At 74.1% G+C, this 10,966-nt stretch carries 11 protein-coding genes and 1 pseudogene; 7 read left to right on the top strand and 5 right to left on the bottom strand.

The window, feature by feature from the left end; all coding sequences use genetic code 11:
• A pseudogene (locus tag ABD353_RS31035) lies at window positions 1–248 on the top strand (M56 family metallopeptidase); the annotation flags it as partial.
• Window positions 245–643, top strand: coding sequence for a hypothetical protein (locus tag ABD353_RS31030; RefSeq protein WP_344627014.1), 399 nt, complete (start codon window positions 245–247; stop codon window positions 641–643). The pseudogene ABD353_RS31035 and the gene ABD353_RS31030, both read left to right, overlap by 4 nt.
• A 32-nt stretch (window positions 644–675) precedes the next feature.
• Here ABD353_RS31030 and ABD353_RS31025 read toward each other — a convergent pair whose 3' ends face one another.
• Both ABD353_RS31025 and ABD353_RS31020 read right to left on the bottom strand, forming a co-directional pair.
• Entirely contained in the window at window positions 676–882 is a 207-nt protein-coding gene (locus ABD353_RS31025) for a hypothetical protein (RefSeq protein WP_344627013.1), read from the bottom strand.
• Window positions 879–1,544 carry a class I SAM-dependent methyltransferase gene (locus tag ABD353_RS31020; protein WP_344627012.1) on the bottom strand — a complete coding sequence of 222 codons (666 nt, stop codon included), beginning with the start codon at window positions 1,542–1,544 and terminating at the stop codon, window positions 879–881. The genes ABD353_RS31025 and ABD353_RS31020 overlap by 4 nt, the downstream gene beginning before the upstream one ends.
• Before the next feature lie 84 nt (window positions 1,545–1,628).
• Here ABD353_RS31020 and ABD353_RS31015 point away from each other — a divergent pair, with 84 nt between their 5' ends.
• Window positions 1,629–2,273: a TetR/AcrR family transcriptional regulator gene (locus ABD353_RS31015; RefSeq protein WP_344627011.1), complete on the top strand. Its 645-nt coding sequence runs from the start codon at window positions 1,629–1,631 to the stop codon at window positions 2,271–2,273.
• Window positions 2,274–2,553: 280 nt separating this feature from the next.
• Here the strand turns inward: ABD353_RS31015 and ABD353_RS31010 are convergent, their stop codons facing one another.
• Both ABD353_RS31010 and ABD353_RS31005 read right to left on the bottom strand, forming a co-directional pair.
• Window positions 2,554–3,333: a phosphatase PAP2 family protein gene (locus ABD353_RS31010; protein ID WP_344627010.1), complete on the bottom strand. Its 780-nt coding sequence runs from the start codon at window positions 3,331–3,333 to the stop codon at window positions 2,554–2,556.
• Between the two features lie 289 nt (window positions 3,334–3,622).
• Window positions 3,623–5,701 carry a beta-galactosidase gene (locus ABD353_RS31005; protein ID WP_344627009.1) on the bottom strand — a complete coding sequence of 693 codons (2,079 nt, stop codon included), beginning with the start codon at window positions 5,699–5,701 and terminating at the stop codon, window positions 3,623–3,625.
• Between the two features lie 200 nt (window positions 5,702–5,901).
• On the opposite strand from ABD353_RS31005, the gene ABD353_RS31000 reads away from it, so the two are divergent.
• The 4 genes from ABD353_RS31000 to ABD353_RS30985 all read left to right on the top strand — a co-directional run bounded on the left by ABD353_RS31000 (window position 5,902) and on the right by ABD353_RS30985 (window position 10,434).
• Window positions 5,902–7,218 carry an ABC transporter substrate-binding protein gene (locus ABD353_RS31000; protein WP_344627008.1) on the top strand — a complete coding sequence of 439 codons (1,317 nt, stop codon included), beginning with the start codon at window positions 5,902–5,904 and terminating at the stop codon, window positions 7,216–7,218.
• A gap of 209 nt (window positions 7,219–7,427) precedes the next feature.
• Window positions 7,428–8,345, top strand: coding sequence for a carbohydrate ABC transporter permease (locus ABD353_RS30995; RefSeq protein ID WP_344627007.1), 918 nt, complete (start codon window positions 7,428–7,430; stop codon window positions 8,343–8,345).
• A 2-nt stretch (window positions 8,346–8,347) separates the two neighbouring features.
• Window positions 8,348–9,256, top strand: coding sequence for a carbohydrate ABC transporter permease (locus tag ABD353_RS30990; RefSeq protein ID WP_344627006.1), 909 nt, complete (start codon window positions 8,348–8,350; stop codon window positions 9,254–9,256).
• A 131-nt stretch (window positions 9,257–9,387) separates the two neighbouring features.
• Window positions 9,388–10,434, top strand: a complete 1,047-nt coding sequence (locus ABD353_RS30985; RefSeq protein WP_344627005.1) for a LacI family DNA-binding transcriptional regulator — start codon at window positions 9,388–9,390, stop codon at window positions 10,432–10,434.
• A gap of 146 nt (window positions 10,435–10,580) precedes the next feature.
• Here the strand turns inward: ABD353_RS30985 and ABD353_RS30980 are convergent, their stop codons facing one another.
• Entirely contained in the window at window positions 10,581–10,955 is a 375-nt protein-coding gene (locus tag ABD353_RS30980) for a DoxX family protein (RefSeq protein WP_344627004.1), read from the bottom strand.
• Between the last annotated feature and the right edge of the window lie 11 nt (window positions 10,956–10,966).

Below are 10,966 nucleotides of genomic sequence, written 5' to 3'. Positions count from 1 at the left end.
CACCCCCCGGCCGCCGGGCACCGCGCGGGGCCGCCCTCCCCGCCGCCCACACCGGACCGGTCCCGGTCCGCGTCGCCGCGCTGCTGGCCCCCGCCCCGCGGGCCCCCCGCGGCCGCCTCCTCCACCTGGTCGTGGCCGGCCTGCTCGCCGTCGTCGGCACCACCGCCGCCACCGGCCTCGGCTCCGCCTACGACCTCCACGAGTACGTCGAACAGGGCCAGGCCACCACCTCCCCGGCCGGCCGGTGACCGACCCGCTGGACGCGGCCGAACGACTCGCCCGGCGCGTCCGCGACGCCCTCACCGCGGCGGGCCTGCCGGTGGTCGACCCCGGACCGGACGAGGAGCCCGCCGGCGGCGGCGCCCAGGTCCGGGTCGACACCTGGAACCGGCACTTCTTCGGCCTGGAACCCGAGGTGGTCGTCACCTGGTGGACGGGCCCGCAACTGCGGGCCGACATGGTCGCCGCGGTGATGCGCAAGGACCTCGAACACCCGTCGGTCCGACGCTCCGGCGGGACGCACGAGGCCATGTGCGCGGCCCTCCTCGCCGTCCTGACGAGCGCGGGCTCCACCGCCCGGGAGCACGACAACGACATGGCCCCTTTCAACGTCCACGTCCTCGCCGGACCCGCGGACGGCTGACCTCCCGGGCCGGGGCCCGCGTCCCGCTGCCGCTACCCGTTCTCCGTCCGGTACGGGCGCGCCCGGTCGCGCAGCACCCGGCGGGCCGCCACCCCGGCGGCGAGGTGGCAGGCCAGACCGACCGGGACGGCCACCAGCGGGACCTTGGTGCCGAGCCACAGGTGGAACCCGAGGCCGCCGGCGACCAGGGCGAGGGCCCCGATCCGCAGGGCACGGTTCGCCCGCAGGGCCGCGGTCATGCGGACGGACCCGGGTTGACCGCCTGCACGTAGTGGATCCAGGGGCGCAGGTCGCCCGTCCGGACCTCGGTGAAGCCGGCCTGCTCCACCAGCGGCCGCAGCAGGTGGACGGGGTTGTGCTCCATCACCGGCCCGGTGACGGCACCGACCAGGTGGCGGGCGACCTGCCCCGTCGGCGGGCGGAAGTCGGCGAGCAGCAGCCGCCCGCCCGGCCGCAGCACGCGGCGCATCTCGGCGACGGCCCGCTCGCGGACGTCCTCGGGCAGGTGGTGGACCATCAGGCTGCTGGCCACCACGTCGAACTCGCCGTCGCCTGCCGGGAGTTCCTCGGCGATGCCGTCGGTGAAGGTGCAGTGGCGGCGGTCGGCGGCGCTGCGCCGGGCGTGGGCGAGGACCTCGGCGGACGGGTCCACGCCGACCGCGCGGCCCGTCGGGGTGACGGCGTCGGCGAGGCGCAGCGTGAGGTAGCCCGTGCCGCAGCCGACGTCCAGGGCGCGGTCCCCGGGCCGGGCGCCGGCCAGCTCGGCGAGGCGGGTGTAGACGCGGCGGCGGCGTCCGCCGAAGAACACCGCGCCGAAGGCCTCGTAGGCGCGGGCGTGGCCGATGGTCTGTCCGGCCGTGCGGGAGTCCGCCGTGCCGTGCAGGAAGCGTGCGAGTTCCATGCCGGAACCTTTCTTAGTGGCGACTAAGTAACTTCAACTTAGTCGCCACTAAGTTATCTGGCAAGGGGCCGATAGGATGCCGGTGTGCCCGCCCCTCAGCCCGCCCAGAAGGCCACCCAGAAGGCCCGGCGCCCGCGCCTGAGCGCGGAGGACCGCCGGGCGTCGATCCTCGACGCCGCCACCGAGGTCTTCTCCGAACTCGGCTACCAGCGCGGCAAGATGTCCGAGGTGGCCCGCCGGGTCGGGGTCAGCGAGCCGGTCGTGTTCCAGAACTTCGGCTCCAAGGCCGCCGTCTTCGCGGCCGTCCTCGACCACGCGGCCGCGCTCATGTCGGACGGACTCCGCTCCTGGGCGGGCCGCTGCCCCACCGTCGGCGCCTGGCTCGCCGAACTCCTCGCCCCCGAGCACCTCGCCCAGGTGCACGCCCGGGGCACCGTCGGCGTGCTCTTCGAGGACGCCATGACCCTCACCAGCGAACCCGAGGTCCTCGACGCGGCCCGCCGCGGCAATCAGACCCTCGCCCGCACCCTCACCGACCTGCTCGAACAGGGCCACGCCGACGGCAGCCTCCGCCCCGACCTCGACCCCGCCGCCGGTGCCTGGTGGCTGATCTCCCTGCTCTCGTCGCAGCGCTTCCGCCAGACCGTCGCCCCCGACCCCACGCACACCGAAACCGCCCTCAGCGCCCTGACCCTGCGGCTGCTGGTGGGCGACTCCCCCGCCCCCTGACGGATCGGTCGAAGAACCACGGGGTACGGCCGACCTCCATGCCGGACCGGCAACGGCGACCGGGCGTTCCCGTCGAGCAGGCGCCGTACCGCCCCTTGCCGGCGCGGTCCGGCGCGACCGCACGGCCGGGTCGGAGGATGCCTCCGCCGCGGTTCGGAACGTCCTGGAAGTGGCGCCGGACCTCGGCCGGGGCGATGTCCGTTCGGAGTCGTCCAGCGGTGTCCGAGGGTCGACGTTCACGGCCCGATGATCGCGTACACGGTGCCGATCGGCACGACCCCTACGGCCCGTCAGTCCCCGCCCGGCGCGGCCGCCCCGACGGCCACCAGGGGATGCGGCGGGCGAGCAGCGCCCCGAGGGCGAGCCAGCCGGCGGCGAGGAGCCAGCCGCCGAGGACGTCCAGCGGCCAGTGCACGGCGAGGTAGACCCGGCTCAGGCCCACCAGGGCGGCGAGGCCGAGGAGCACGGCGGCCCATCGGCGGCGGGTGGCGGGTGGGCGGCCGGTTGCCGCGAGGTGCCGGCTGACCGCCCAGGCGAGCAGGCCGAAGGCGGTGGCCGAGGTGAAGGTGTGGCCGGACGGGAAGGAGAAGCCGCTCGCCGACACGGCCCATCCGGAGGCCGGGGGGCGGGGCCGGCCGGAGCCGTGCATGATCAGGGTCCGCAGCAGTTGGCCGGCGCCGAGCCATCCGAGCGGGGCGAGGGCGACGAGCAGTCTCCGCGGTCCGGCCGGGACGCGGCGTGCCGTGAGCAGCCCGGCCCCGATCGCCGCCGCGTACGGGACGAGGGCGCTGCCGAAGGACGTGACCAGGGAGGCCGCGACGCGGGCCGCACCGGGCCGGTGGCTGCCGGACCACTGGACCGCGTCCCGCTCCCAGCCGAACGGCGCCGTGCCGTGGACGGCGAAGAGCACGGCCAGCGCGGTGAATCCGGCCCAGGCTCCGACCAGGACGGCCAGGGCGGTACGGCCACCGCGCCGCGCCGCCGGGGCGTCCGTCCCGGGCGGCTGCTCCCCGTGGTCGGGGCGGGCGGCGGCCCGGTCCGCGTCGGCCACGGCGCTCACCGGCCGCCCTCGACGCTGCGGCGACCGCCGGCCGGAGGGCCGATGTCCGAACGGCCGACGACCGGACGACGGACGACCGGACGACGGACGACCGGACGACGGATGTCCGAACGGCCGGCAGTCGGCACCGGGGAGCCGGGCGCGCCGCAGGCGTCCGGTACCAGGACGGCAGGGGACGACATTCAGGCCACGCCTCTCCGGGGGTGCCGCGGGGACGGCGGACCGCCGCACCTCGTCTACATCAATGTAGACGACGGGCGCGGCCGCCTCGCACCGCCCCGCCCGCCCGTCACAGGTGGACCACCCGGACGGCGCCCGCCGGCACCTCCAGCACCCCCTCGACCAGCAGTCCGGTGAGCAGTTCCATGCCGGCGCCGGGCAGCGGCACCTGCGCCCCGCGGTCGCCGTGGTTGATCGCGAAGAGGTAGCGGCCGAGTTCGCCGACCCGTTCCACGACCTCGAGGTCGCGCGGCAGCGCCCGCTCGGGCAGGCCCGCGTCGGCGCAGACCCGGGCGAGCACGGTGTCGAGCCCTGCCGCGTCGAGCCGGGTGGACAGGTACCAGGCGGTGCCCCGGCCGAGGGTGTGGCGGGTGATCGCGGGCAGGCCGGCGGCCGGTCCCTCGGTGTGGCTCCACAGCGTCTCGGCGCCGCGCGGCACCACGAACTCGGACCAGGAGCCCGCCTGCAGCGGCCCGTCGGGGCCGTCGCCGCCGGGGCCGTCCAGCCGGACGGTCCGGCCCTCGGGCAGCGGTGCGAACTCCTCGACGGTGAGGCCGAGCACCTCGCGCAGCGCGCCGGGGTAGGGGCCCGGGTGCACGGTGTCGTGCTCGTCGACGATGCCGGAGAAGTGCCCGACGGCGAGGGTGCCGCCGTTCTCGACGTAGCGCCGCAGGTTGTCGCCGGTGGCGGCGGTCGCGAGGTACAGGGCGGGGACCAGGACGAGGGGGTAGTCGGTGAGGTCGGCCTCGGGGTGGGCGAAGTCGACGGTGAGGTGGCGGTCCCAGGCGGCGGCGTACCAGGCGTCGGCCTGGGCGCGGGCGTCGAGTTCGACGCTGGGCCGCCATTCGAGCTTCTGCGCCCACCAGGACTGCCAGTCCCACAGCACTGCGGCGTCGGAGACCACCCGGCTGTCGCGGACGCTGCCGAGCGCGCCGACGGCGGCGCCGAGGGCGACCACCTCGCGCCAGATCCGGCTGTCGGTGCCGGCGTGCGGCAGCATCGCGGAGTGGAACTTCTCGGCGCCGAACCGCGAGGCCCGCCACTGGAAGAACATGGCGCCGTCCGAGCCGCGGGCGACGTGGCAGAGGCTGTTGCGGGCCATCTCGCCGGGCTGCTTGGGCAGGTTGCGGGGCTGCCAGTTGACGGCGCCGGTGGAGTGCTCCAGCAGCAGCCAGGGGCGGCCGCCGGCGACCGAGCGGGTGAGGTCGGCGGACATGGCGAGGTTGATGTGGTTCCGGGGGGCCTCGGCGACCAGGTAGTGGTCGTTGGCGACGAGGTCCACCTCGCGGCCCCAGGCCCAGTAGTCGAGGGACTCGCACTGCGAGAGCGCCGTCATGAAGTTGGTGGTGACGGGGATGCCGGGCGCCAGCCGGTGCAGGACGTCCCGTTCCCGCTTGAAGTTCTCCAGCAGGGTGTCGCTGGTGAAGCGCGCCCAGTCGAGCTGCTGGGCGGGGTTGCCGGCGGTGGGGGTGAGCCGGGGCGGCCGGATCTCCTCCCAGGCGCCGTAGCGCTGGCCCCAGAAGGTGGTGCCCCAGGCGGCGTTGAGCTCGGCGAGGCCGGTGTACCGCTCGCGCAGCCAGCGCCGGAAGTCCTCGGCGGAGGCGTCGCAGTAGCAGGCGCTGACCGGGACGCCGTACTCGTTGTGGACGTGCCAGAGGGCGAGTGCGGGGTGGTCGGCGTAGCGCAGCGCGAGCTGTTCGGTGATGGACGCGGCGGCCTGCCGGTACGCCGGTGAGCTGTGGCAGATCGCGCCGCGGGAGCCGGCCTCCAGGCGGACGCCCTCGCGGGTGACGGGCAGGGCCTCCGGGTGTTCGCGGTAGAACCAGGCCGGCGGCACGACGGTGGGGGTGCCGAGGTCGACCCGGATGCCGCCGGCGTGCAGCAGGTCGAGCAGGCGGTCGAGCCAGCCGAAGTCGTACACGCCGCGTTCGGTCTCCAGCAGGGCCCAGGAGAAGATCCCGACGCTGACCATGGTGACGCCCGCCTGCTGCATCAGCCGGACGTCCTCCTCCCAGACCTCCTCCGGCCACTGCTCGGGGTTGTAGTCGCCGCCGTAGGCGAGGGCGGGCAGCCCGACCGGCCGGCGGCTCCGTGCGGCGGGGGCGGCGGCCGCGGTCGGGGTGACGTCGCGGGTCAGCGGGTGGTCCATGGGGGCTCCATCGGCGATCACTGTGAACGTACACAGCGCGAGTGCGCCGTGTTTCGGCAAGATAACCGTACGAGGTGAGGGATTGACAAGTGTCGTCCGGGTTTCCGTACTGTGAACGTGCACAGCGGCGGTTCCGTGAGCTCAGAGCCCGGCGCCGCTCCCGCATCCCCCACTCCGCACCCGTGATCCCGGGAGGATCCATGCACCGTCGGCTCGCCCTCGCCTCGGCCGCCGCGCTCTGCGGCACGCTCGTCCTGACCGCCTGCGGCAGCAGCGGCGGCGCCTCCGGTGACACCGCGGCCGCGGCCGGACCGGTGAAGCTGACCTTCTGGTCCTGGACGCCGAACATGGACAAGGTCGCGGCCCTCTGGAACGCCTCCCACCCGGACGTCCAGGTGTCCGTGCAGAAGCAGGCCTCCGGCGACGACCTGGTCACCAAGACCATCACCGCGGCCAAGGCCGGCAACGCCCCCGACCTCGTCCAGGTCGAGTACCAGGCACTGCCCACCCTCGTCAGCAACGACGTGCTCGCGGACATCGCCAAGCGGTCCGGCGCCGCCAAGGACAGGTTCGCGGCCGGTGTCTGGCAGCAGGTCACCCTGGGCTCCGACGCGGTCTACGCGATCCCCGAGGACACTGCCCCGCTCGCCTTCTACTACCGCACCGACCTGTTCGCCCAGTACGGCCTCAAGGTGCCCACCACCTGGGCCGAGTTCGCCGACACCGCCCGGCAGCTGAAGCAGAAGGACCCGTCGAAGGCGCTCACCACCTTCTCCGCCAACGACCCGGGCCTGTTCGCCGGCCTCGCCCAGCAGGCCGGCGCCAGGTGGTGGACGGCCTCCGGGGACGCCTGGAAGGTCGCCGTCGACGACGCCGCCACCGAGAAGGTCGCCGACTTCTGGGGCGGCCTGGTCGCCGAGGGCGCCGTCGACAACCAGCCGATGTACACCCCGGCCTGGAGCAAGGCGCTCAACGACGGCAGCCAGATCGCCTGGGTCTCCGCGGTCTGGGCGCCCGGTGTGTTCACCTCCTCCGCGCCCGACACCAAGGGCAAGTGGGCGATCGCCCCGCTGCCGCAGTGGAACGCCGGGGAGTCGGTCACCGGCAGCTGGGGCGGCTCCAGCACCGGCGTCACCACCGGCGCCGAGAAGGCCGGACACGCCGACGCCGCCACGCAGTTCGCCACCTGGCTGAACACCGACCCGCAGGCCGTCGCCGCGCTGGTCAAGGAGGCGGGCATCTACCCGGCCGCGACCGCCGCGCAGACCGGCGGCGCACTGGCGAACGCCCCCGAGTTCTTCGCGAACCAGCCCGACTTCTACACCCGGGCCGCCGAGATCGCGAAGAACACCGCACCCGCCGCCTGGGGCCCCAACGTCAACGTCGCCTACTCGACCTTCAAGGACGCCTTCGGCAAGGCCGCCCAGAACAAGTCCGGCTTCCCCGCCGCACTCACCGCGATCCAGCAGGCCACCGTCGCCGACCTGAAGAAGAACGGCTTCACCACCCAGGGTTGAGCCGCAGCGCTCCGCCAGGAGCGCGTGGGGGTACCTCCCGGCCGAAGACCGGGGGAGAACTGCGCACTTCGGATGCGGGCCACCGTAGGAACCCGAGGTCGGCCCCGGTCCGTCGGTGCAACCGCCCCCGGACTGCGCAGTTCCCCCGCGCCCCTGGGGGACTCCCCTCTGCCGCAAGACAATGCCCCCGCACACCCCCTAGGACCGCCATGGCGTCACCGTCCGCCGCCCGCCCCGCCCGGCGCCTCGCGCCGTACGCCTTCCTCGCCCCGGCCGTAGCGCTGTTCGCGCTGTTCTTCGCGCTGCCGATCGGCTACGCCCTCTACCTGAGTTTCCGCGCCGTCCGGGTGAAGGGCCTCGGACTCGGCTCGCACGCCCGCACCGAGGTCTGGGCCGGCCTGTCCAACTACACCTCGGCCCTCACCGATCCGGAGCTGCTCGCCGGCTCCGGCCGCACCCTGCTGTACGGCGCCCTGCTGGTGCCCGCCATGCTGGGTGCCGCCCTGCTGTTCGCCCTGCTGCTGGACACCCCGCGGCTGCGGCTCGGGGCGTTCTCCCGCCTGGCGATCTTCCTGCCGTACGCGGTGCCGGGCATCGTGGCCTCGCTGCTGTGGGGCTTCCTCTACCTGCCGACCGTCAGCCCCGGCTACTTCCTGCTGGAGAAGGCCGGCATCGGCGGCCCCGACCTGCTGCACGGCAACGGCCTCTTCGTGGCGCTGGCCAACATCGCGGTCTGGGGCGGCACGGGCTTCAACATGATCGTCATCTACACCTCGCTGCGGGCGATCCCCGCGGAGCTGTACGAGGCGGCCCGGCTGGACGGCGCCTCCGAGCTGCAGATCGCGCTGCGGGTGAAGATCCCGATGGTGGCGCCCTCGCTGGTGCTCACCTTCTTCTTCTCGATGATCGCCACCCTGCAGGTGTTCAGCGAGCCGATGACCCTCAAGCCGCTCACCAACTCGATGAGTTCCACCTGGAGTCCGCTGATGAAGGTCTACCGCGACGCCTTCGTGGTGGGTGACATCCACTCCGCCGCCGCCACCTCGACGATCGTCGCCGTGGCGACCCTCGTCCTGTCCTTCGGCTTCCTCACCCTGGTCAACAAGCGCTCCACGGGGGGCAACTGACGATGAGCACCACACTGACCGAAGGCCGCCGCACCGCCCCCGCCGCCGGAACGGCACCGGGCGACCGCGTCGCCGCGCCGCGGCGCCGCCCGGCCTGGGGGCCGACCCTGGTGCTGCTGCTCGGCGCCGTGTACTGCCTGATCCCGATCCTCTGGGTGGTGATGGCGGCGACCAAGAGCAGCGACGAACTGTTCACCACCTTCACCCTCTCCCCCGGCAGCGGGCTGGTCGGCAACCTCACCGACCTGTCGCACTACCGCGACGGCGTCTACTGGCAGTGGATGGCCAACTCCGCCCTCTACGCGGGTGCCGGCGCCCTGCTGTCCGCCGCCGTCTCCGGTGCCACCGGCTACGCGCTCGCCAAGTACCGCTTCCGGTGCCGCGCCACCGTCTTCAACGTCCTGCTGGCGGGCGTGCTGATGCCCCCGATCACCCTCGCCGTGCCGCAGTACCTGCTGATGGCGAAGGCCGGTCTGGCGGACAGCTACTGGTCGGTGCTGCTGCCGAGCATCCTCAGCCCGTACGGCATCTACCTCGCCCGGATCTACGCGGCCGCGGCGATCCCGGACGAGGTGGTCGAGGCGGCCCGGGTCGACGGCGCGCGGGAGTGGCGGCTGTTCCGCAGCGTGGCGCTGCCGATGATGGTGCCGGGCCTGGTCACCGTCTTCCTGTTCCAGTTCGTGGCGATCTGGAACAACTTCCTGCTGCCGTACATCATGCTCGGCGACGACCGGAAGTTCCCGGTCACCGTCGGCCTGTACTCGCTGCTGCAGCAGGGCGCCAACGCGCCCGCGCTGTACACCCTGGTGGTGACCGGTGCGCTGCTGTCGATCCTGCCGCTGATCGCGCTCTTCCTGGGACTCCAGCGGTACTGGCGCATCGATCTGCTCTCGGGGGCCGTAAAGTCCTGACCGTCCACCAGTCGGCCGGTGCGCCGGTCGACCGGTCGGCCGGTCCGCCCGTCCACCTGTCCACCCGTCCGCCCGCGCCGGCTCCGCCCGAGGAGTCCGGCGCCCGGCCCCGCAAGGAAGCGCCCAGCACCATGACGGAACCAGAGTCCCGGGACCGCTCGGCCGGCAAGCCCCGCCGGCCGCCGACCATCCACGACGTCGCCGCGGTCGCGGGGGTCTCGCGCGGCACCGTCTCCCGGGTGCTGCAGGGCGGCCACAACGTCAGCACGGCCTCCCGGGAGGCCGTGCAGGCGGCGATCGACGAGCTCGGGTACGTGGTGAACCGCGCCGCCCGCAGCCTGGTGACGCAGCGTTCCGGTTCCGTGGCCTTCCTGCTGACCGAGCCGCAGGAGCGCTTCTTCGAGGACCCGAACTTCACCACCCTGCTGCGGGGCTGCACCCAGGCGCTGGCCGCGCACGACATCCCGCTGCTGCTGATGACCGCCGGCGACGAGGCGGAGCGCCGCCGGGTCACCCGCTACCTGGCCGCCGGGCACGTCGACGGAGTGCTGCTGGTCTCCTCGCACCGCGGCAACCCGATGATCGAGCACCTGCGGGAGGCCGGGATCCCGATGGTCTGCTGCGGCAAGCCGCTCGGCCAGCGCGGCCGGGTCAGCTACGTCGCCGCGGACGACCGGGAGGGCGCCAAGGACATGGTCCGCCACCTCGCCGAGTCCGGCCGCACCCGGATCGCCACCGTCGCCGGGCCGCAGGACACCCCGGGCGGTGTCGAGCGGCTGCTCGGCTACCGGGAGGTCCTCGACGAGTACGGCCTCGCCCACGACGAGCGGCTGGTGGCGTACGGGGACTACACCCGGGCGGGCGGGGAGGCGGGCGCCGCCGAGCTGCTGGCCGCCGCACCCGACCTGGACGCGCTGTTCGTCGCCTCCGACCTGATGGCCGACGGCGCGCTGACCGCCCTCGACCGGGCCGGCCGGTCGGTGCCGGAGGACGTCGCGGTGGGCGGCTTCGACGACTCCCCCACCGCGCTGACCACCCGCCCTCCGCTCACCACCGTCCGCCAGCCCTGGGACCGGATCAGCAGCGAGATGGTCCGCCTGCTGCTCGCCCAGATCGCCGGCGACACGGCCCCGACGGTGATCCTCCCCACCGAGCTGGTGGTCCGCGACTCGGCGTAGGACGTGTCTGCTGAGGGCGTACGGACACCGCACGGGGGCGCTCGGGGCACCCATGTGGCATCCGTACGCCTTTGACGACACGTCACGCCTTTGACGACACGTCCGGGGACCTGGTGCCCGGGCCGCGGTCGGCGGGCCGTGCCGGATCAGAAGGCCTGGGGGCCGAAGCGTCCCCAGGCCACGGTGGCGGTCAGCACCAGCAGCACCAGGTTGACGGCGATGCCCGGGTACTCCTTGCGGCGTGCGTGGACGACGGCCGCGCCGACCATGGTCAGCGCCAGGCCGAGGGCCGCCCAGGCGGTGAGGACGGGGGCGACGCCGAGGGCGGCGGGCAGGACCAGGCCGAGGCCGCCGAGCACCTCGGCGGCGCCTATCGCCTTGACGGCGCCGGCCGGCCAGTCCCCCGCCCAGGCCATGCCCGCGGCGACGAGCTTCTCCCGCGGCTGGACCGTCTTCATCGCACCGGCGGCGGCGAAGGCGGCGGCGAGCAGGATCGCGATGATCCACAGGGTGGTGTTCACGGTGGGGTTCC

The sequence above is a fragment of the Kitasatospora arboriphila genome (genome assembly GCF_039528095.1).
GTDB classification, from domain to species: Bacteria; Actinomycetota; Actinomycetes; order Streptomycetales; family Streptomycetaceae; genus Kitasatospora; species Kitasatospora arboriphila.
This window is presented reverse-complemented; position numbering and strand designations above follow the sequence as displayed.